This is a genomic window from Varibaculum massiliense, from assembly GCF_900106855.1.
GTDB lineage: Bacteria > Actinomycetota > Actinomycetes > Actinomycetales > Actinomycetaceae > Varibaculum > Varibaculum massiliense.
Genome location: NZ_FNWI01000004.1, coordinates 1,354,913 through 1,376,649, shown reverse-complemented (window position 1 = coordinate 1,376,649; position 21,737 = coordinate 1,354,913). Strand labels below are relative to the sequence as shown.

Here is a 21,737-nt window from a genome sequence, read left to right as displayed (position 1 = left end):
AAGCTCTTTTTAGGCAGCCATTCCCAGGCCGACGACGATCAGTGGGGTAATAATGGCAGCAATCGTGGGGCCAACTAAGGGTACCCAGGAGTAAGCCCAGTCAGCGTCCGGCTTGCCACCCTTCATCGGAAGCAAGCTGAAGGTAATACGCGGCCCCAGGTCACGAACATGGTTGATGGCGTATCCAGTAGGACCACCCAAAGCGATACCGATAACTACGATACAAAGGGCAACCGCTAGCGGACCTACCTGCGTGGGGGTACCGCCAGAAACCATCACGAAAGCCAACAGACCGAAGGTGCCGATAATCTCGGTAACCAGGTTCCAACCGTAGGAACGAACCTCGGGCGCGGTGGAGAAGCACCATAGCTTGGGACGGGGATCCTCCATCGGTTGATCGAACTGTTTCTTGTAGGTCAGGTAAGCCAGTAGGGCTCCCACCATCGCCCCCAGTAGCTGCGCCACAATGTAGATAATCACGTTAGTAGTGGTTACCGGAATGCCGCCCTTGGCGATGCTGGGGCCGTTGAGGGTTACATTGCTGTCCATTCCGTGCCAGACAGCTTTCATGATGGTGACCGCCGGGTTGAGGTGACCGCCGGTTTTATAGGCTGCATACACACCCATGTACACTGCCAAACCCCACCCGAAGTTGATCATTAACCAGCCGCCGCCTTTGCCTTTCGATTTCAAAAGGTTATTGGTGCAGCAGGTGCCAACACCGAACATCAAAAGAATGGCGGTGCCAAAGAATTCTGAAGCGAAGATCTCGCCGCTACTTGGGGTGGCTGCCGCCATCGGTACCAGCAGATCATTTAATGTCGCTAACATACGCGCTCCTTTGCGCTAGGTTATTGGATTATGTGGTTGCTATTAAGTTTTGTAAGTCACGGTTAAGGTGCGACAAGCTTCCTTGCTGCGTAACATCCTTCCTCAATGACTTCTGCTTTTATTTTTTGTTCTCTAGCATTAATGTTCAACATGGAAGAACAAACGTGCGCGCCGAAGCGCGGGGGTGAGATTTTTGTCAACAGAAACACAACCGGCTGAAGACCCTTTTAGTGAGCCAAGCGCCAGCAAAGATGAACTGGCACGCAGCGCTGCCTTCGCCTACTACGTGCAAGGACAGACCATGGAAGCGATTAGGCGGCGGATGGGAGTTTCCCGCTCCACGGTCTCCCGCTTGCTTTCTTACGCGAGGCAACGGGGGATCGTTACTATTTCGGTGCAAACTTCAAATACCCCCCACACTCGTCTGGAACGTCAGCTGCAAGAACGCTTTGGGGTAAATGTGCATATCGTGGAGTTACCTCCCGACACTACCCAAAACCGCATCCTGGAAACTGTGGCAAAAACTGCGGCGCAAATGTTGGGGCAACTGGTTCAAGACGGGGAGATAGTCGGCATAGCCTGGGGGAACACCACCACCGAAATGGCTGTTCACATAACTAAGAAGGACGTGGATAACGTAACTTTGGTGCAGTTAAACGGTGCCGCTTCTACCGATACCTCTGGAATCGCGCATGTAGGCGGAATCTTGGCACGTATGGCTTACCAGTGGAAAGCCAATATCGTACAGTTCCCGGTGCCCGCCTTTTTTGACAACCCCGAAACTAAAGAAGCTCTTTGGCGCGAGGGCGCGGTGCAGCGCGTCCTCAACTGGCAAGAAAGATGCACCATAGCGGTATTTAGCGTGGGTGCGCTGCGAGCCGAAATCCCCTCCCACGTTTATTCCGCCGGTTACCTCACCCACAGCGAACTTAATAAGTTGGCGCTAGATAAGGTGGTCGGGGACGTTTGTACCGTGTTAATCAGACCGGATGGTTCCTGGAGCGATATTTCTCTAAATAAGCGCGCTACCGGACCTAGCCCGGAACAGTTGCGGCGTATCCCTCGTCGTTTATGTGTAGTTGCTGGTAAAGCTAAGGCTCCATCCCTGTTGGGCGCCTTGAATGCCGGGGTAGTAACCGATTTAGTTTGCGATAAGGCGGTTGCGGAAAAAGTGTGGGCGCTAGTCAAGCCCTAGAATAGAGACATGGTAAAAACCGATTTCACCGACTCTTGTGAGTGGATTTCCCCGCGCGCTGATCACCAACCCACGAAGCCGGTTCCCGCCTGGTACCGGAAAGCCAGCGATAACAAAGATGCGTTGCAGGGCGGTGAAATCCCGGATTTAAGGGATATGACCACTATCGGTACCGGGGGAAAACCGAAAGCGTTTTACCAGGTAGATACAGAGGACGAACTGGTCGCGGCGGTACGAGAGGCAGACCGCGCGGGAGAGCAACTCCTGGTGTTGGGGGGAGGTTCCAATCTGCTATGTGGGGAGAACTTATCTGACCTGGTGGTGGTGCAAGATCGGCGCAGCGGGGTAACGGTAACCGAAGATACCGCTTGCGGAGGCGCCCTGGTGAGCGCGCCTGCTGGGCAATCCTGGGATGAGTTCGTGTGTGCCTGCATTGATGAAGATCAAATGGGTCTAGAAGCCCTTTCGGGTATCCCTGGAACCGTAGGGGCAGCTCCGGTGCAAAATATTGGTGCCTACGGGCATGAAGTGGCGGAAACCTTGTCCACGGTGCGGGTTTTCGATCGGCTTCGTGATGGTATCCGGATTTTGCCGGTCGGGGATTTACAGCTGGGCTACCGCACCTCGATTATTAAACGCTCTTTACAGGATGAGGAGGCCGGAGGGGGACACACCTGGGGTTATACCGGACGTTACGTGGTGCTAGCGGCTGATTTTCAGTTAGCGCATGCCTCCCTGTCTGCGCCCATCGAATATCAACAGTTGGCAGAGAAATTAGGGGTTAAGTTGGGGGAACGCGCTGATATGCGCGAGGTGCGTCAGGCAGTTTTAGAGCTGCGACGCTCTAAAGGGATGGTACTAGATCCCGCCGACCCCGATACCCGCTCCTGTGGTTCCTTCTTTACTAACCCGATTATTTCAACCGAGGACGCGGAGCAACTTCCTCCCGAGGCTCCGCGTTTCCCGGTATTTAATCTGCAGCTGCGCAACGCGGTGACTGGCGAAGCTCCCCAGGTGGAGGGGCAGGTAAAAACCTCTGCCGCCTGGTTGATTTCGCACGCAGGCTTGGAAAAAGGATTCGCCCTCCCCCGTTCTAACCCAGACGAGGGCGCGCCGCGAGCCGCGCTTTCTTCTAAACACGTCTTGGCGCTCACCAACCGCGATCACGCTACTTCTGGCGACATTGTGGAGCTGGCACGCGCAGTCCAGGAAAAGGTAAAAGCCAAGTTCAACGTAAATCTAGAACCCGAGCCGGTGTGGGTAGCGACCGAAGCTAACTAGCGACGGGGAATCAAATGCGCTACATCGGTGAAAATGCCGGTTGCGCCCCAATTAAATAGTTCGTTAGCGCGGGCAGGAGAGTTAACTGTCCACACGTTGACCCCGAACCCTGCGTCCCGGAAAGCGCGCACTTTTTCGCGGGTTAAACCGCTATCTTCGGGGTGAATATAGCTGGCTCCCACCAGTTCTAACACCGAGCGCCAGTCATCGTTAAGCGTGCAGGTTTCATACAGGCAACCGAGCGGGATTTCCGGAGCCAGGGCATGAAATTCCGATAATAATACGTGATTAAAGCAAGACACAATCACTTCCGGACCGTTCAGCCGGTTCAGTTCTTTAATTACCGCGCGGATTAGCTGGCGGGTCATAGCCGCACCCGCTTCATTGGATTTGATTTCAATATTGGCATTTAGCCCGGTCTCATTCATAAAGTCCACCAGTTGGCGGAGGGTAGGAAGCTTTTCTCCCGCAAACTCGGGACTAAACCAGCTGCCAGCATCAATCGATTCTAGATCGGCGGCAGTGAGCCCGTAGTAGCCGCCCGATTTATTGGTGGTGCGATCCAAATTGGTGTCATGGCATACAATTACGGTTCCATCCCCCAAAATATCGACATCGGTTTCAATCCAGTTAAGACCGTGTTCCACCACTTTCCGAAAAGCCGCCATCGTATTTTCCGGGGCTAAGGTATTTAAGCCGCGATGCGCAAAGACTCGATTATCCATATCCATTTTCAAATCACTTTCTAGTTGCTACCCCGTAATAATAAGCATCTTTCCCGGAAGTATGACGGGGAAATATTAAGACTGTAAACCGGTGGCAGTTAGATAAGCGAGGACGGCCCGCACCCGGCGGTTGGGTTCATCGGGAGTCAGTCCCAGTTTCATAAACACATTAGCGATATGTTTTGCCACTGAGGCTCCGGAGAGGAATAGTTTCTTTGCGATTTCCTCATTGGATAAACCTTGCGCCATCAGCCCTAAGACTTCGCTTTCCCGGGCAGTAAGGCTAGCGAGGGCGGATCCGCGTTCCCGCACCAGTTTCACTGCTACTTCCGGATCTACTACTACCCCACCATCGGCCACGGTCTTCAAAGCGTTTAAGAAATCGGCAACCCTAGACACCCGCTCTTTTAATAGGTATCCGGTACCGGCGGCGTGCTGCCCTGGTGGAGGTAGCTGGTCGGCACTAAAAAGTTGTGCCGCGTAGGCCGGGGCCACATATTGACTGAGCACCATAATCCCCAGGTCAGGGTACCCTTCCCGAATCTTTACCGCCGCGCGCAAGCCATCATCACTCATCCCTGGCGGCATCCGCACATCGGTTACCAGCACATCCGGGAGCTGACCGGCCTGGTCCGCCTGTTTCACCGCCGCAATTAGCCCGGGCGCGTCCTCGGCTTGGGCGATTACTTGATGTCCTAGGCGCTCGAGCAGCCCGGCTAATCCTTCGCGGATCAAAGTCGCGTCATCAGCCAAAATGATTTTCATGCTGTCTCCTTCGCGGATACTATAATCGGAATTTCCCCGCGCACCGTAGTTGGCCCGCCCGCCGGGGAAATCACCCGCAAAGTTCCCCCGAAGGCTTCCAGTCGCGCCTGCAAACCGGCCAAGCCATGCCCCGGGTTAATACTTGCCCCGCCGGCTCCATTATCGGTAATCGAAACCACCAGGGAAGAACCCGCCACCACCAATACTGAAACCTCGGCTTGGGGTGCATATTTTGCCACGTTAGTGAGGGACTCACACACCAGGTAGTAGGCGGCAGCGGCGGCTCCTGGCGGTAGCTTGGGCAGCTCAAAGGGCATCCGGACATCCACTTTCAAAGGAGATTCGGCACAAACATCGCGTACTGCCTCGGCCAGTCCCTTATCGGAGAGCACTTTCGGATGCACCCCCGCTACCGTTCGCCGTAGCGCCGCTAAAGCTTGGTCATTGGCGTCTTGCGCTTCCCGCAAAAGACCTAAAATCTGTGGTATCTGCGCGCAGGTATCGGAATCGCCGCTACCTTCCCCCTCCGGGCAGTCCTTAGAAGATTCCGAGGAGGCCAGCACTTCCAGATTTAGCTCCGCCTCGCCGACCTTCATAGACGCCGCCACCAGGTATTGCTGGGCACCATCATGCAGATCCCTTTCAATCCGGCGACGCTCAATCTCGAAAGCATCGACTATTTCCCGGCGAGAGCGATGTAACTGGATTATTTCTTCGGCACTTAAGGGCCCGGAAGCAGCGATAGCAAAAACTAGGCGAGCATAGATCCCGCTAGCCAGTGCAAACAGCAGCCACAGGAATATCAGTGCCAAATAGTCTCGCAGGAAAACAAAGGGTACGGCATGAAAAAAGTAGTTAACCACCAGCAGCAATAGCGTCAGCAACGGCAAGCAGGCAACCAAATTTACCAGCAAGCAAAACAGGAAAATCGGGATGGAACGGGAATTTATATACTCCGGGGTGCTCTGATTGTCTCTTTCTAGAATCGCTTCCCCGCCGGGAACCTGCCAAAAATGCCAGATAGAAGCATCTTGCCGCCCCAGCATGGCGCTGGCGCGGTAACGCACCGCCGCCGTGTAGTGGGAAAGTACCGCCCGCGAGCGCCGGAACATCACCAGCATTGCCCCCACGTGTACCACCAGTGAAAATAGCTCAATCGCTAGGAAGGGAATCCCCAGCCGGAGGCTGGAACGTACCAGGGAGCTGCGGTGGTAAGTTACCCCGCGAAAATAGGGATCAGTTCGCTGCATACCTATATTTTATGAGGACGCTCCCGGTAAAGAACACCGCCCGCTGACTACCTTTAGGGTAGTGCCAGCTCTACCTTAAAAGTAGTTTGTACCCGCTGTTATCGCGCTAAGAAGACCGTCAAGATAGGAGTATGTTGATTCAAACCCAGGGGCTTACCAAGATTTACGGCTCTCATACGGTGCTGGCCGATATTGATTTAACTATTGACGAGGGCGAGCAGGTGGCAATTACCGGGCCGACTCAAGCCGGAAAAACCACCCTCCTGTATCTACTCAGCGGGATTGTGCGTCCCTCTTCCGGAACGGTGATCTTAGATGGCCGGGATTTATCAGAAATGTCGCGCCGCCAGTTGCAGGCACTGCGCCGCGAACGTTTCGGTTTTATTTTCCAATCCGAACAACTCCTTCCCGAACTGCAAGTACTAGAAAACGTGGCTTTACCACTGCTGTTACAAGGATTCGGACGCGCAGAAGCAAAACAGCGCGCCTTAAAAGAGCTACAACGATTGGGACTCGAAGATATTAGTCGGCAAATGACTGCCGGACTCAGCCCGGCTTTGGCTGCGCGAGTAGCTATCGCCCGCGCTTTAGCGATCCGCCCCCGGGTGATTTTTGCTGATCAGCCGACGGCGCTGCTAGATCCCGTCTCTGGCCAAGAAGCGATGCAGGCGTTATCGCTGGCAGCAGCGCGCACCCACGCCACCCTTTTGGTTTCCACCGTAAATCCGCAGGTAGCGGCGTGGTGCCAGCGAACTATCACCCTGCGAGACGGATTAATTGCCCAAGACAGTCGGCGCGAATCTACCTCAGAAACCGTATTCCAGATCGAGGACGCATAAATGACTCTGGGACGAATTATTATCTGCTGGCGAGGGCGAGACTTTAAGGATCGCCCCGCTCAAGCGGCCTCGATACTATCGGCCGCCCTCACCTGTTACTGCCTGCTAGCCGTACTAGGCGGGATTAACGCTTTTCTGGTCAGGCGTTTATGGATATTACCTCAGGGGGCAGATACTTTGGGGCGCGCCCTCGCCGTCTTGCCCAGCCATACCCGTAGCTATGAGCACGAGGCCGTGTCTGTCATCTATATTTCATTGTTTGTTTTCGCCACTCTGCTGATCACCTTTCCGCTGATTGCGCTGTGGTGGAACCGTCTGGAGCTAGATGAGCAACGTTTAGGGGACGCTCTGGTCAGTTTGTATCGCTTGGGAGCCAGCACCAGAACTCGTTTTTTCTTTAGCTGCTATTCGATTTATAGCTATATTTTTACCGGATTTGTGCTGGGTGCCGCAGTTTACGCGCTCTCTTTGCCGATCCTTGAAAATATCCAGATTCTCGGTTTTAACCCCACCGCCAAAGACCTGCTACCCCCTTGGTGGATTCTGCTCCTGTCCCTGGTTGTACTCTTGTTAATCCCGATCTGGAAAATCACTCTGCTATTGCGCCAACAGCGGGGAATTCCCGCAGAAACCCGCCGCCGCTTCAACATTTCTTTCATTTCCTCCTGGTTTAAAGGTTCCACCCGCAACGCCGCCATTGTCTGGTTAATCCTGCTGGCGATTCCTATTGGCGTAGCTGGGATAGCAATCGCTGGATTATTGGCGATGGTCTTAGCGCCCATAATGATGCTGGTTTTCCTTTGGGTACTGCTGTTTTGGCTGCCTACCAAAGTGCTGACCTTGATTTGTTGGCCTTTAACTTTTAGTCGCTATCCTTCCGTGCTTTTGGCTGCTCGCGCAATCCGCGCGAATGCCTCGCGCTTTTGGATTGCGTTAGCACCGGTACTTTCCTTGGCAGCCACCTATCTGCTCTCCCTAGCTTTTCTGGCGACAGCAGACAGCTACACCGACGCTTTAAGTCTCGAAACCCGCTCTAACAGTATAGATAGTGGGTCACAGGCGACTTTGCAGCTGCATTACTTACTGTTACAGCTGGTGCAGCAAGACGTGATAACCGGTTGGCTCTTAACTGCGGCCGCAGTTGCAGTGACTACCGCTTTTTCCCTTGCCATCACGGTGATGGTCTCTAATCGCCGCGAACAAGAGCAAACCAATCTGCTTCTAAAACTGGGGTGCCCACCTGCAGTAATTTGGAGGGCACGCATGTGGGAAGTCATCATCGTTTATGCTTTTGGATTCTTACTGCTAGCCGGATGCGCATTCCTGATGCTTATCACCGCCATCTCTATGGCAGTTTCGCCTCCGATTAGCATTTGGGGAGTCGTATCCTTCGCAATAGCCCCTCTCACCTGGATGATAATCGGGGTTCTAGGGTTGCAAGCCCTGGTGTTTATGGCGCTTACGCGGGTGCGAAATACCGAAATCATCCCGCATTTTGAGCCCCGAGACTTAAAATCTAGACAGCAGGTGCGCCCGCATGATCCCGCTGTTTTAGTTCCGGAATCTTCAATAATTTCGGGAAGTTCAAGCGAAATCGCAACAAATTTTTTGCAGGAAAACGAAAGGTAAACCGGTGAATAATAATCAGCCCGATCAGCCAGCAACTCCCGAGGAGTTCCACCGCTACCAAAAGCCACGCCACGCCACGCCGCCTGCTCCCGCAGCTCCCCCTGCGGGAATGCCAGCGGTTAAAACTCAAGTTCAGCGCCCGGCAACACAGAAGGCTTTCCCAGCCCGCCAGTCCGGCAACGTCCTTCCCCGACACACCGGTGTTCCCCAAGCGGCAAGTCCGCTACCTCCACAGGTCAATAGCTATCAGGGAGCGAATCCGGCTCTCCCCCAAACACCGCAGCCGGTAAACCCGACTTTCACCCAAGCCTCACCGCCGGTAACCCCGGCTTTCCCACAGTCGGCAAGCTCAACTTTTCCCCAGACGCAAGCGAGCGCGCCGCAAATACCGGCGGCAGTTAGCCCGCAACTACCACCACTGCCCTCCCCGCAGACTACTACCTCTACCGGGACACCATTACCCCAAAAGACCGCAACTACCAGTGATAACGCACCACAGGGTGCGCCAGTGGTCAGCCTCAATAATGTTTATAAAATCTATCGGCAGGGCGAAACCGAGGTGCGCGCCCTCGACGGTATAGATTTACAAATCTATTTCGGGCAATTTACCGCGATTGTGGGCCCTTCTGGATCTGGTAAATCTACGCTGCTGCATTGCCTGGCAGGTCTAGACAGCGTCACCCAGGGAACAGTGACAGTCGCCGGCAAAGACCTCGCCAAAATGAACGATAAGACTCTCACCCAGTTCCGCCGAGACCATATCGGGTTCGTTTTCCAATCCTTCAACCTGATGCCTACGCTGACTGCCCTGGAAAATATCCGGCTCCCCCAGCTATTGGCAGGTAAAAAAACCTCTACTACCTGGGAAAACCAAATTATTGAAATCCTGAATTTGAAAGACCGACTAACCCATAAGCCTTCCGAACTCTCCGGGGGACAGCAGCAACGGGTGGCAGTGGCACGCGCCCTGATTACTAAACCTGCCCTGCTAGTAGCGGATGAACCCACCGGAAACTTGGATTCGGCCTCCTCAAAGGAAGTGCTGAAACTGCTACGCAATGCTGCCAGTGAACTGGGGCAATCAGTAGTGATGGTTACTCACGACCCTAGTGCCGCCGCCGTCGCCGACCGAGTGTTAATCGTCAAAGACGGCAAAATCACTCAAGAACTTTCTCACCCCACTCGCGGGCAACTTTCTCAGGTGATCTAAATGCGTTTCCTAACTAAAGCCAACCTGAAGGCTCATTCGCGGCAATATATTGCTACTGCCTGCGCTATTATCATCTGCTGTATTTTTATATGCATCGCCAGCTCCTTCGGCTCCGTCATGGCATGGACTATGGGGGCGGGCGAAACCCAATTGATGAAAAATACCCAGGTGGTAGTTACCTACGGGGAGTTTGACGAAAACTCTCAAGCGGCCGTAAACGGGACCGTCGCTGTTGAAAAGTTCAAAGCGGATCCGCTAGCGGGAATCATCGCTGACCGTGCCGGGATTCGCCAAGCAAATGGCACCGACCTGGAATTACAGCCGGTTTATCAGACCCGGGTCGGGGCTACCATCGGGAAAAAGGCCGTACAGATGCAAGGGATAGGACTGTTTTCGCCCCAGTTCTACCGTCCTCCCCTTAGCGAAGGTAAAGAACCTACCGGAAAAAATCAGATCGCCCTGGCCACGAGCTACTTAGAAAAAACTGGGGTGGGCGTGGGTGACACTATCGAAATCCAGGTTCCACCCTCCTACGACGGCGAGGGTGCGAAACCCACCACCCAAAAAGCTACGGTCAGCGGGATTGTACGCCGGGATGCCTCCATGTATATCGGTCAGGTTCCCGACGTGTACCTCTCCCCTGAACTGGGTAAACGTTTAGCGAAAGCCACCGGGACGGGAGTTAGCCAGATTTTGGTGCATACTCAGCAGGATCCCTCGACACTCGCCCGAAAACTAGGGCAATATCTAAATAACAAACAGCTGCTCAGCCAGGATTTATCGGTGGTTACCGTCACTCAGAAGCAAAGTGAAACCACTGCCGGCAAAGCCGAGCAAATCGCGCTCCAGGCGGTCGCCCTCTTCTTCCCGTTACTAGCGGTGCTGGTTTGTATCGGGATTGTTTCGGTCACTTTTCAGGTGGTGCTCGCCAGAAGAAGGCGAGAAACCGCCCTGCTGCGCTGCGTGGGCGCCACCGTCGCGCAGGTACGCCGGGCGGCGTTCTTAGAATGCCTACTGGTAGGAATAGTTTCCGCGCTAACCGGGACTCTGATTGGTTGGCTAGGCTCAATCGCTTTGGTCTATGGCACCGGCATGATCGGTTCCCTTTCGCAAACCCTGGAGGTAATCGGGATTTTCCCGGTGGCTCTATCCCTGGTTACCGGGATTCTAGTACCGCTTATTGGCGCTTTGCGCCCCACCTTTGGACTCGGAAAAATCCGCCCGATTGCGGCGCTCAATACCCAGGAGCTCAATAAGAAAGGCAAACCCAAGCGACATATTTTCCATTGGATTTTAACCGCATTCCTGGCATTGTCCGGGAGCGGACTTTGGGTCCTGGCCTGGAATAATCGCGGCAGTGAAGATGGCGAGCAGCAGCTAATAACTTTGGGAGCCGCCATCGCCGGCGCCTTAATCCTGATGTGTGCCGCCTTAATGATTTGTCGTTTCCTATTGCCGGCATTTACCGCCCTATTTACCCGCCCCTTCGCCCGCAAGTATGCGACCGCTAAACTCGCTGGTGAAAACGTCAAGCGGGATCCGCATCGCACCGGAGCGACCGCCACCGCTCTGGTGCTGGGGGTTACTTTGATGGCCACCATTTTGATTGGTACCGCCTCGGTACAAAAAACCGTAAATGATGAAATCAACCGGCGGTTCGCAGTTGACTATTCCCTGGTATCTGCCAACCCGAGCATCCCTTTGCCGGGGAACAAGCTAAAGAAAGCTGCCCAGATTGAAGGGGTTAGCTCCATTGGAGAAATCCCCGGAATGGTTACGCAGGCGATTACAGATGCGCAGGGAAACACGCTCACCGAGGAACAGCTGACGGGCAGAGCTGACGAAAATCCAGGGGAGGCGAAACCAGCGGATACGGAACCTACAACCGAAACTCCTGAAGCTACCAGTAGCACCCCCCTAGAGGTAAACGTCGAAACCGGCAGTAGCGAGACCGCTGATGCTAACGAGGGCGCGGGCGCCAAAAATCCCCGGGCTTCCTCAATGGTAGTAGTCACTTTGCCTGACAAGGTTAATTCCTTAACTCGAAAAAGGATTAAAGAACCTAAACGCGGAGAAATGTGGCTGGTAGGGGCGGTAGAAAAACCCATATCGCAACCGGTAAACCTCGGTTTCAAAGGAGGGGAAAAAGTAACCGTCAAAGCGAAGAAGATACCTGCTAGCGCCAGCGGTTTCCCCGTCGATTACAGCGTGGTCTACGGGGTGCTTTCTCGGGCAGACTTTGAGCAGCTAACCTCCAAGGGAGCAAAAGCCGAAAGCTATGGGGTAATCGCAAAGCTTGATTTGTCGCGAGGCTCCACCGACACTATTCAGACGATTCAAGACTTCACCAACCAGTTTTGGGAGCTACCATCAGCAAGTATGGAAAGTTCCGCGATGTTATCTTCCATAGTCACCATGGTTTTGCGGGTAATGATGGGGATTCTGCTGTGTCTGCTGGGAATTTCTGCCATCGTCGCCCTAGTCGGGGTGGCAAATACGCTCAGCTTGTCGGTAGTTGATCGCGCCCAAGAAAATGCGCTGCTGCGGGCAGTAGGCGCTACTCGCACTCAAGTCAGGCGGATGTTAATCACCGAGGGGACTCTGATCGGGCTAGGAGCGCTAGTAGTGGGCGTGGCCCTATCGACACTGTTCTCGTGGTTCGTGATGCAGTGTATGCCGTTCGCCGGCATAATCTCCCAAAAAAATATCGAATTAGAAATCCCCTGGCTGTGGGTGGGACTGGTAGTGCTGGTAACCGAGCTTTTCTGCCTGCTAGCTTCAATCCTGCCCGGCAGGCGCGCGGCGAAGGCCAGCCCCGTTGAAGCCTTAAACGCGGCTGACCAGTAGTAATTGGTTAAGTTAACAAGCTGTCCCTATTCTGGCTGAGATTAAGGACGGCAAAGTACTCCGAAAATTGCCAGGCGTCAATAATTTGTTACAATTCAAACACTCAATTGAGTATTTTCACGAAAGTTTGAGGTTTATATGTTTTCACGACTTAAATTAACCCCCCTGAAGATTGGGGCGGTATTGGGCGCCGGGGCGCTCCTGCTTACCGGCTGCTCCTCCGGGGCTGGTTCTGCGGGCCCTTCTGATTCCGGAAAAAATAAGGACGCAGTGCGGGTCGCTCTGACTAAAGAATCAGAGAATGAAACCGGCTTCGACCCGATTAAGGGCTGGGGCTGCGGTGAGCATGTCCATGAGCCTCTGATTCAGTCCACCCTGGTCAATACCGATAAAGACATGAACTTTGTCAACGATCTGGCCACTGAGTACAAAATGGCCGATGATGGCATGTCTTGGCACTTCAAGATTCGCGATGACGTCAAGTTCAGCAATGGTGCCAAACTGAAAGCCTCCGATGTGGCCTTCACCATCAACACTGTGCTTAAAGATCCCGGTGCTGTCTGCGAACTAACCGGGGTTAAAGAGGCTGTTGCCGATGATGACACCAATGTCACCATCAAGATGGAAGAGCCAAATAACACCTTGCTCTACACCCTGGCCGTACTGGGGATTGTACCCGAAGCTGGCTACGGCTCCTCTTATGGCGCCAAGCCCATCGGCTCTGGACGTTACATCTTAAAGCAGTGGGATAAGGGACAGCAGGCAATCTTTACTGCGAACCCGGATTATTACGGCGAAAAGCCGAAGATGAAGACCCTCATCGCCACCTTCATGGATGAGGATCCCGCGCTGGCCGCAGCGCGTGCGGGTGACGTGGATGTGGCTTACGTTTATGCGCCAAAGTCCAATCAAAAAGTTGATGGCTTTAAGTTAGCAAGTTACGGCACTGTTGACTCCCGGGGCATTTCATTGCCTGTAAGTCCTGCTGGTGGTACTTTCCGCCCTGCTGATAACTCCTTCAATGACAGCTCGAAGGATTACAAGGCTGGTAACGATGTAACTGCGAATCTGGCGCTTCGGAAAGCGCTGAACTACGCGGTTGACCGCGACAAAATGGTTAAGAACGTACTCAAAGGACACGGCACCCCAGCGTTCGGTGTTTCGGATCGCATGCCCTGGTCTAGCGACAAAGCCGCTTTCAAGACTGATGTCAATAAGGCTAAGAAGCTTTTGGCAGATGACGGCTGGAAGGCTGGCTCTGACGGAATTCTTGTCAAAGACGGGTTACGCGCAGAGTTCAACCTGGTTTATCCCTCCTCTGACTCAACCAGACAGGCGATGGCAGCTGATTTTGCTAACCAGATGAAGGAAATCGGGGTCAAGGTGAACCCGGTCGGAAAAGCTTGGGATGATATTTACGGTCTTAGCTACTCCGATCCGATTCTTTGGGGTTGGGGCTCCAACTCTCCAAGTGAGGTCTACAACGTGCTGTATTCAAAGGGTTGGGGCAACTTCTCGCTCTACTCCAACGAAACCGTAGATGAGCACCTGAAAAAGGCTATTACGACCAATGACCGGGAGGAGTCTAACCGCGAATTCCAGGCAGCCCAAGTGGGTCCGGAAGGTCCTGGTATTGACGGTGCCGCCTCTTGGGTATGGTTTGCTAACGTTGATCACCTCTATTTCGTGCGTGATGGTTTGCAGATTGCTGATCAGAAACCACACCCGCACGGTCACGGCTGGTCTCTCGTTAACAACGTGGATCAGTGGTCTTGGAAGTAAAACATTCCGCTGAATCGCTAGGTGAGTCACCAAAGAAGGTGGCTCACCTAGCCGATTCTTCCCCTAAGGTTCCGTGGTTCTTGCGTTTTTCGCTGGTTGCGATAATCAAGCTCATACTTTTGATGCTGGGAGTATCGCTGATTGTTTTCTGGCTAATCTCGCTTTCGCCTATTGACCCGGTACAGGCTAACTACGGTTCGGTCGCCGTCCAAAATATGAGCCCTCAGCAGCGTGCTAATTTAAGTGCCTACTGGGGTCAGAACATCCCGATATGGGAGCGCTACGCCTCCTGGTTCACCGCCTTCTTACAAGGGGATATGGGTATTTCTTTGCGTTATAACGCGCCGGTCTCTCAGGTTATCTGGACAAAGTTTTCCAACTCGGTTTTGCTACTGGCTACGGCCTGGATCCTTTCTGGGGTTCTCGGTTTTACCCTGGGGGTAATCGCAGGGACTAAACGGAATAAAATCACTGACCGCATAATCACCACCGTCTGCTACGGGCTGGCATCGACACCCACGTTTTGGCTGGGAATGCTGGTATTGATGCTGTTCGCGGTCTGGCTGGGCTGGTTTCCTTCCGGTTTCGCCACCCCCATTGGGGTCAGCGCTGCTGACGTAACTATCTGGGATTCCCTGCATCACGCAATCCTGCCGGCAGCAACCCTGAGTGTCGTGAGTATCGCGAACATAACTCTGCACACTCGAGAAAAACTAGTAGACGTGATGGACTCGGACTATTTCCTCTATGCGAAGGCGCGCGGAGAATCCAAGTGGCAAGCGGTGCGGCGTCACGGACTGCGCAATATCGTTTTACCCGCCCTAACTTTACAATTCGCTTCGGTAGCCGAGGTTTTCGGGGGCTCGATTCTGATAGAACAGGTATTTAGCTATCCCGGTCTGGGGCAAGCCACCGTTACAGCGGGCTTAGGATCCGATACGGCGCTGTTAGCCGGGATATCGGTGATAACCGCGGCGGTAGTCTTTACTGGCAATACCATTGCCACCTTGCTATATGGGGTGGTAGATCCGCGAATAAGGCGGGGTCAACGTGGCTAAATCAGTTAATAATAAGAAGAGGCTGGAGACAGGCATTACTGTGGAAAAACAAATTTTTCACCTACCTCACCTGCCACGCCTGACCAATCCCAAGGTGGCTACGCGGCAAGCAGTGCTAACTTTGGCGGTTTTAGTAGCAATTGTGGGTATTGGGATAGCGCTTAGAGATACCGCCACCACTGCAAACTTCACTCGTACCGGTCTTGCGCCAAACCTCAAGAATTTATTCGGTACCGATTGGATGGGACGCGATATTTTTGCCCGCACCTTCGCCGGGCTGTCTACCTCCATCCTTATCGGTATTATCGCGTCCCTAGTCAGCGCGCTAATAGCCGTGATTTTGGGGGTATTTGCAGCTATCGGGCCGTCCTGGGTAGACGCGGTCATTACCTGGCTAATCGACCTGCTACTAGGAATCCCCCATCTGCTCTTACTTATTTTAATTTCGATTGCTTTAGGACGCGGCTTCTGGGGAGTGGCAATCGGTGTGGCCGTAACCCACTGGCCTTCCCTAGCCCGGGTAGTGCGCTCGGAAGTACTACAGGTCAAAGAATCTATCTACATTGCCAGCGCGCAAGCCTTGGGACGCACTCCGTGGCAACTGGCTACTACACACTACTGGCGGGCTTTGGCTCCACAGGCAATGGTGGGCGCGATTTTACTATTCCCCCACGCGATTATGCACGAAGCTGCCATCACCTTCTTAGGCTTCGGTCTTCCCCCCGACTCGCCTGCTATCGGAGTTATTTTAAGCGCCTCAGTCGGCTACGTAAGTGCTGGGATGTGGTGGTCGGCAATTTTCCCCGGCGTGGCATTGCTGGCTGTAGTCCTAATCTTTGACGCTTTTGCGCGAGCAGTACGCGTCCTGCTAAGGGGCGGACAATGAGCAAACAACCAATACTAGCGATCAACGATTTATCAATCGGTTTCCCCGCTAAAGACGGCGAAATCGTAAATGTGATTTCTCGGCTACACGCCCGCGTGCGCCCCGGCGAGATTTTAGCCGTTATCGGATCCAGCGGTTCAGGTAAGAGCCTGCTGGCTGAAGCGATATTAGGAATTAGCTCCCCCGCTGCCTACGTTGCCGGCGATATTGAATACCGCGGGGAAAAACTAAACGCTGCTACGCTTTCAGCCCTTGCTGGCAACGAAATTGCTTTGATTCCCCAAAGTGTAAACAGCTTGGATCCCCTGATGAAAATCGGTCGGCAAGTCAGAGGCAAAAAGGGATGCGACCCCGCACAGATGCGCCGCATTTTTGAGCGCTACCAGTTGCCGCAGGACACCGCCAACAAATACCCCTTCGAGATTTCGGGGGGAATGGCTCGTCGCGTGTTAATCGCTGCAGCGCTACTATCCAAACCACAGTTGATTGTGGCTGATGAACCCACACCCGGCTTGCACGCCGAATTGGCGGAGTTAGTCATGCAAGATTTGCGCGAATTCGCGGACGCAGGAAATGCAGTATTGATCATCACTCACGATGTGGAATTGGCATTGCGATATGCAGACCGGGCATCGGTTTTCTATGCCGGAACCACCCTAGAGGTTGGCCTGATAAAAGAGTGGCAAGATACCAGCACAGAGACGGGCGGGCCCTATCACCCCTACACCCGCGCCCTCCTTAGTTCCTTGCCGGGACGCGGTTTCGCCCCCTATCCCGGAAGCCAACCCCTGCCAGGGAGCTATTCGGGCTGTCCCTTTAGCTCGCGTTGCCCCTGGACGATCGCTGCTTGCAGTGAAGAGATTGCCTCCCTGCGAATTGGTAAAGCCATGGTGCGGTGCGCAAATCCTGCCGCCTATGACGAAAAAGTCCTTAGAGGTGAGGCGAAATGAGTCTGGTCGCTAGCAGAATTTGGTTTGGATACCAGAAAAACAAACCGGTCGTACAAGACTTTAATCTGCAGGTCGAGCCGGGAGAAAAAGTAACCCTATTCGGCCCTAGCGGTCAAGGAAAAACCACGATTTGCAAGCTGATGGCGGGTTTTTTAACCCCCCAAAAAGGTAACGTTCTAATCGATGGTCAACCACTACCGCGCCGCCAAGCTCGCCCGGTACAGCTAATCTGGCAACATCCTGAGCAATCTGTTGACCCGCGGTTGAAGATGGGTGAGAGTTTACAGGAAGCCGGAGATATCGATGAACGGCTCCTAGAGGGTCTAGGGATTGAGCACAGCTGGCTGGCTCGCTACCCCAGCGAGCTTTCAGGTGGCGAAATCCAACGTTTTTGTATCGCCCGTGCCTTGAGAGTCGACCTTAAATACCTCATCGCAGACGAGATAACTACTATGCTCGACCCTATTTCTCAAGCACATATATGGAACTTTGTGCTTGAGGAAGCCCAGCGGAGAAATATCGGGATACTCTCAGTAAGCCACGACCAACTGCTAGTCGACAAAATTGCTGATCGGGTGATAGCTATCGGGTAAATTAGGAACACTTATCTCGGATTTATAGTGAATAAACTTCGCTAGCCCCTATTTAGTGGCGGTTGCTGCGACAAAATTGTCGATATTGGGAAAACTTGCTTTTCATCACCTATAATTGCCTATATGCCTATTCGGCTGAAATTGGGAAGAAGGGAACCGTACTCTCGGAGCAATATCACATTTTGTCCTTTAACCCGAGATAATAATATTTCGAATATTACCTTCATGGAGGAAATCAAATGTCACGTTCGCGGCAGGTAATTCTGAGCTTTGCGCTCGTCGCTATCTTAATGGGAATCTTTGCGGCGTCCCACAACTTCCAGACGGGACAGGTTGGTTGGAACACCGCTTTCACCATTATTCAAACTGTGCTGTGCACGGTGTTGACGGTTCTGGTTGCTAATGACTCTAACCAGCCGAAACCGCCCACTGAGTAACTTGTTAACGCTGTCTTAGCGTACTACCAACCCTGTACTTAATCGTTAACAATTAGTTCATTCCTGGCGGTCTCAGCAATCAAGCATTGCTAGACCGCCAGGAGTTTACCAAGGGTTTTTAACCTAAAGCAGTCAATAGCTGGAATCGAATTCGGCACCTAAGCTAGGGGAGAATCTATGGCTCAGCTGTCAGATAATCTTACGTTGGCCACAGAATGGTCGGCGACATTTAAAATTTTAGGGGATCCCACCCGACTCAAGCTGTTAACCTCTATTCATTTTGCCGGGCAATACGTTTATACCGTTACCGAACTAGCTGAAGCTACCAATTTGCAGGTAGCAACGGTATCTGCCGCCCTACGGGCAATGGAAAAGGTCGGGGTGGTAAAGTCCGCCCGGCAAGGGCGCAGCATCAAATACGCCATCGCTGACGATGATATCCACAAATTACTACACTGGATGGGTGCCACTCACGAGGACTAGCCATCAGTACTGACGCAAATCTATCGGACCTTGCCCCCGCAACTTCATTCGTACATGATCAGCTGCCGCCAGGATTAGACTATGTAGTTCTTCAGTTCTGCTGCCTAAGGCTCGCAACATAAAACCGGGACGGTCGCATTCGCTAAGCGCCCCCATCATATCGGGGTTAGCTGCGCAACGTTCCTTCACCAGTGTCTTAACCTCGCTTACTAGCTCAGAATCAACCCCGGGGTCGAAGCAGATAGCGGTTGCCACGTGGGTTCGCCCCGCCATAAAGAAATCCTTGTCGTCACCAAAGTCAGCTTGGGTGGGATTAATTCGCAAGTTGTCTACCAGCGCTAATTCATCACCTACGGTTATCTCGTTGCGAAGTCTGGCCTGTTTATAGCTAAATAGAGTGCCATCCGGAGACCAGCCGGGAGTGATAATATCCGCCATAAACAGCGATCCCTTTTCAGAGATGTTCGCGGTTATATGTTGGCGGAAATCGGCATCTCGATACAAAATCAGCTGGTTCGGAAGGTACTCGAATACTGCGTCATCTTCCACGGTGAAATCGATATTTTGCACCGCGAAATCGCCGGGGGTACGGTACACCTTGGTAGCTGATTGATCTGTCAGCAATAGGGAGGCGCCCTCCGCAACGCTGATATTCATGCGATAGGCGTCTCCGCCCAAGTAACCGCCGCCAGGATTGGCCATGATGTAATAAACCTGCCCGGAATCATCCAGGTAATGCGGGCGGATAATTTTCATTGCCCGGGTGTTGAACTGGCGGGTGGCAATCGACTTTCCGCCACTGATTGCCACCCCCAGCTCTAGAACCCCGATTTCCTCGTGCGGGGGGTTATGAATAAAGACTCCGCTGGGAATCTGCATTAGACGAGATCCTGCATTAGCACTTCGTGACGAATCCAGTCCAAGACGCCCTCTAGACCTTCATCTGTTTTCAAATCTGTCAATACGAAGGGTTTATCTTTACGGAAGACTTTCGAGTCCTCGACCATTACATTTAGATCCGCACCAACGTGGGGAGCCAAATCGGTTTTATTGATAACGAAAAGATCCGACTTAATCATTCCCTGACCGGCTTTTCGGGGAATCTTTTCTCCCTGGGCTACGTCAATGATGTAAATGGAAAAGTCGACCAGTTCCGGGCTGAAGGTGGCGGATAGGTTATCGCCACCCGACTCAATGAACACCAATTCCAAGTCGGGGAAACGCTTAATCAATTCCTGGTAGGCAGCATCGTTCATGGAAGTATCTTCGCGAATCGCGGTGTGGGGGCAGCCCCCAGTCTCTACCCCAATAATCCGGTCTTCTGGCAATACACTGTCGCGAGCCAGGATTTTCGCGTCCTCGGTGGTGTAAATATCGTTGGTGATTGCCGCCATGGAAACTTCCCCATCCAGGGCGCGGGTAACTCTTTCGATTAGCGCGGTTTTACCTGATCCCACCGGACCGCCAACGCCAACTTTGATTGCACTCATTTTTTCCTTCTCTCTAATAAAATTTATCTCTAACTGTCGAAAACGCTTTTTATGACATAAACATTCGTGACCGCAGATCCTCATGTGCCATCTGGGCAATCTCCAATTGGGGAGCCACACAGCCTAGATCACTTATATCGTGATCCAGGGTCATTTGGGTTGCTTTCTCGATGAGCGGGTAAGCACCAACCAGAATTTTCTGTCCGGCGTCCTGCCCCAGAGGGATAGCCCGGATAGCATTTTGGGTAATCGAGTTAGCCATCTGCATGAGATAGGCAGAAATGGCATCTTCTAGGCTGATACCCGCGGCTGCTAGGGCGAGACCCGCAGCAATCCCCGGGTTGCCGTGCATCTGATGCTCCGCGGTTGCCTGCGCATATTGAGTGACCAGAAAATCTTCAGGGGCGATAAAGGAGGCGATTCTAGCCATCCGTTTACCCATCGAATTCATGGAGGCACGTACCTGTTTCGGTGCTTGGCAAGCGTGCAAGAGAGTATCTAACTCCCTCAGGGTAGCTAGTTTTTCTTCCTCGCTACCTTCTCGCTGGTACAACTGAACAGCACATTTAACTGCCAGCGCGTCATTGAAACTCGCCTGTCTGAGGTAGCCATGTAACCACTTAGCAAAGCTGTCGGGGTTAGCAACCCGATCATCTTGTACAAAGGTTTCTAAACCAGCGGAGTGGGCAAACCCCCCAGTAGGCAGGGCGGAATCGGTAAGGTGCCAAGTTACCAGTTTCCGACGAATGTCAGTGGGTGTGCTCTGCATGACGGAAAGCTTCCGGCATCACGTAATCGCCGCGCTCGTAGTTTACTTTGACGTGATCTAGATAGTCCTCAACGGTATGGTCGTAACGCACCACCATTACTGGCGCCCCAAATTGACTATCCACATCAAAGAACTGTGCTTGCATGTGACGATTTCCCAGGGTATGCGCGACCACGCCCATTTCCCGAATACTCTGCGGTTTGATAACCAGCACATCGGTAGTTTCCATCTTGGCGACGACTGCCGCATCGCCCTCACGAACCAAGATGTCGCCATCTTTTATTTCCCTAAATCCTGGCTTGAACTTAATGGGAATTTCGCGTCCGGATTCAGTGCGAGCCCGCTGCACCCTCTTGAGGCGGGATTCATTATCGAAAACCAGGTAGTCAATTTGTAGTTTTTCCCGCTCTGCAGCGGATAATTCGGCAACGTTACCTAAAATTTCAGATACAGTCATATCTTTCTTTCTTACTTGCTGGCACCCCAATTGTAATACCTATATTGGGTGCTATAACGGCTGTCGACTATTTCAGCGTCACCCGACCCTGACAATCCAGGATACCATTTTACCTGCCCATCATTCAATTAAATGCTGGAATATCTGCGTCTTGATTTACGCCGAAATCCCGGTAATAGCTGGCGGTATCTGAAGGTCAAAAGCAGCCGATTTGCGCCAAGGCGGGGGGTCGCCAACCGAAGTTGACGACCCCCCGGGTC

Annotated in this window: 21 protein-coding genes; 13 read left to right on the top strand and 8 right to left on the bottom strand. The window is 53.0% G+C overall.

Annotated elements, in window-relative coordinates; genetic code table 11:
- Positions 1-9: 9 nt before the first annotated feature.
- Positions 10-831 (bottom strand): MIP/aquaporin family protein, encoded by an 822-nt coding sequence (locus BQ5456_RS06135; protein ID WP_071129213.1) that lies wholly within the window; start codon positions 829-831, stop codon positions 10-12.
- 193 nt (positions 832-1,024) lie between these two features.
- On the opposite strand from BQ5456_RS06135, the gene BQ5456_RS06130 reads away from it, so the two are divergent.
- A complete protein-coding gene (locus tag BQ5456_RS06130; protein WP_235858538.1) occupies positions 1,025-2,026 on the top strand; it encodes a sugar-binding transcriptional regulator in 1,002 nt (333 codons plus the stop codon).
- 9 nt (positions 2,027-2,035) lie between these two features.
- Positions 2,036-3,307, top strand: coding sequence for a UDP-N-acetylmuramate dehydrogenase (locus BQ5456_RS06125; RefSeq protein ID WP_083378401.1), 1,272 nt, complete (start codon positions 2,036-2,038; stop codon positions 3,305-3,307).
- Here BQ5456_RS06125 and BQ5456_RS06120 read toward each other — a convergent pair.
- From BQ5456_RS06120 to BQ5456_RS06110, 3 genes are all read right to left on the bottom strand, one after another.
- The gene (locus BQ5456_RS06120; protein WP_071129966.1) at positions 3,304-4,032 is read right to left on the bottom strand and encodes a glycerophosphoryl diester phosphodiesterase; all 729 of its coding nucleotides are present in this window, start codon (positions 4,030-4,032) and stop codon (positions 3,304-3,306) included. The genes BQ5456_RS06125 and BQ5456_RS06120 overlap by 4 nt on opposite strands.
- Before the next feature lie 75 nt (positions 4,033-4,107).
- The gene (locus tag BQ5456_RS06115; protein ID WP_071129212.1) at positions 4,108-4,797 is read right to left on the bottom strand and encodes a response regulator transcription factor; all 690 of its coding nucleotides are present in this window, start codon (positions 4,795-4,797) and stop codon (positions 4,108-4,110) included.
- A complete protein-coding gene (locus BQ5456_RS06110; protein ID WP_235858537.1) occupies positions 4,794-6,047 on the bottom strand; it encodes a sensor histidine kinase in 1,254 nt (417 codons plus the stop codon). The genes BQ5456_RS06115 and BQ5456_RS06110 overlap by 4 nt, the downstream gene beginning before the upstream one ends.
- A 131-nt stretch (positions 6,048-6,178) precedes the next feature.
- Here BQ5456_RS06110 and BQ5456_RS06105 point away from each other — a divergent pair, with 131 nt between their 5' ends.
- From BQ5456_RS06105 to BQ5456_RS06055, 11 genes are all read left to right on the top strand, one after another.
- Positions 6,179-6,886, top strand: a complete 708-nt coding sequence (locus tag BQ5456_RS06105; RefSeq protein WP_071129211.1) for an ABC transporter ATP-binding protein — start codon at positions 6,179-6,181, stop codon at positions 6,884-6,886.
- The gene (locus tag BQ5456_RS06100) at positions 6,887-8,515 is read left to right on the top strand and encodes a hypothetical protein (RefSeq protein ID WP_071129210.1); all 1,629 of its coding nucleotides are present in this window, start codon (positions 6,887-6,889) and stop codon (positions 8,513-8,515) included.
- Positions 8,516-8,519: 4 nt separating this feature from the next.
- Entirely contained in the window at positions 8,520-9,725 is a 1,206-nt protein-coding gene (locus BQ5456_RS10735) for an ABC transporter ATP-binding protein (RefSeq protein WP_408056657.1), read from the top strand.
- The gene (locus tag BQ5456_RS06090) at positions 9,726-12,572 is read left to right on the top strand and encodes an FtsX-like permease family protein (protein ID WP_071129209.1); all 2,847 of its coding nucleotides are present in this window, start codon (positions 9,726-9,728) and stop codon (positions 12,570-12,572) included.
- A 138-nt stretch (positions 12,573-12,710) separates the two neighbouring features.
- A complete protein-coding gene (locus tag BQ5456_RS06085; protein ID WP_083378400.1) occupies positions 12,711-14,354 on the top strand; it encodes an ABC transporter substrate-binding protein in 1,644 nt (547 codons plus the stop codon).
- Complete coding sequence (locus BQ5456_RS06080) at positions 14,339-15,412, top strand: ABC transporter permease (RefSeq protein ID WP_205407863.1); 1,074 nt, start codon at positions 14,339-14,341, stop codon at positions 15,410-15,412. The genes BQ5456_RS06085 and BQ5456_RS06080 overlap by 16 nt, the downstream gene beginning before the upstream one ends.
- 40 nt (positions 15,413-15,452) lie before the next feature.
- Complete coding sequence (locus tag BQ5456_RS06075; RefSeq protein ID WP_205407862.1) at positions 15,453-16,298, top strand: ABC transporter permease; 846 nt, start codon at positions 15,453-15,455, stop codon at positions 16,296-16,298.
- On the top strand, positions 16,295-17,248 hold the full coding sequence (locus BQ5456_RS06070) for an ATP-binding cassette domain-containing protein (RefSeq protein ID WP_071129208.1): 954 nt from the start codon (positions 16,295-16,297) through the stop codon (positions 17,246-17,248). The genes BQ5456_RS06075 and BQ5456_RS06070 overlap by 4 nt, the downstream gene beginning before the upstream one ends.
- Positions 17,245-17,841: an ABC transporter ATP-binding protein gene (locus BQ5456_RS06065; protein WP_071129207.1), complete on the top strand. Its 597-nt coding sequence runs from the start codon at positions 17,245-17,247 to the stop codon at positions 17,839-17,841. The genes BQ5456_RS06070 and BQ5456_RS06065 overlap by 4 nt, the downstream gene beginning before the upstream one ends.
- A 239-nt stretch (positions 17,842-18,080) precedes the next feature.
- A complete protein-coding gene (locus BQ5456_RS06060; protein WP_071129206.1) occupies positions 18,081-18,278 on the top strand; it encodes a hypothetical protein in 198 nt (65 codons plus the stop codon).
- 177 nt (positions 18,279-18,455) lie between these two features.
- Entirely contained in the window at positions 18,456-18,761 is a 306-nt protein-coding gene (locus BQ5456_RS06055) for an ArsR/SmtB family transcription factor (protein ID WP_143037045.1), read from the top strand.
- Positions 18,762-18,764: 3 nt separating this feature from the next.
- Here the strand turns inward: BQ5456_RS06055 and BQ5456_RS06050 are convergent, their stop codons facing one another.
- The 4 genes from BQ5456_RS06050 to BQ5456_RS06035 are packed head-to-tail and all read right to left on the bottom strand — an operon-like array spanning position 18,765 to position 21,477.
- Complete coding sequence (locus tag BQ5456_RS06050) at positions 18,765-19,640, bottom strand: urease accessory protein UreD (RefSeq protein ID WP_071129205.1); 876 nt, start codon at positions 19,638-19,640, stop codon at positions 18,765-18,767.
- Positions 19,640-20,251: an urease accessory protein UreG gene (gene ureG / locus BQ5456_RS06045; RefSeq protein ID WP_071129204.1), complete on the bottom strand. Its 612-nt coding sequence runs from the start codon at positions 20,249-20,251 to the stop codon at positions 19,640-19,642. Before ureG ends, BQ5456_RS06050 begins: the two co-directional genes overlap by 1 nt.
- A gap of 49 nt (positions 20,252-20,300) precedes the next feature.
- The gene (locus BQ5456_RS06040; RefSeq protein WP_071129203.1) at positions 20,301-21,020 is read right to left on the bottom strand and encodes an urease accessory protein UreF; all 720 of its coding nucleotides are present in this window, start codon (positions 21,018-21,020) and stop codon (positions 20,301-20,303) included.
- Entirely contained in the window at positions 21,001-21,477 is a 477-nt protein-coding gene (locus tag BQ5456_RS06035) for an urease accessory protein UreE (RefSeq protein WP_071129202.1), read from the bottom strand. Before BQ5456_RS06035 ends, BQ5456_RS06040 begins: the two co-directional genes overlap by 20 nt.
- Between the last annotated feature and the right edge of the window lie 260 nt (positions 21,478-21,737).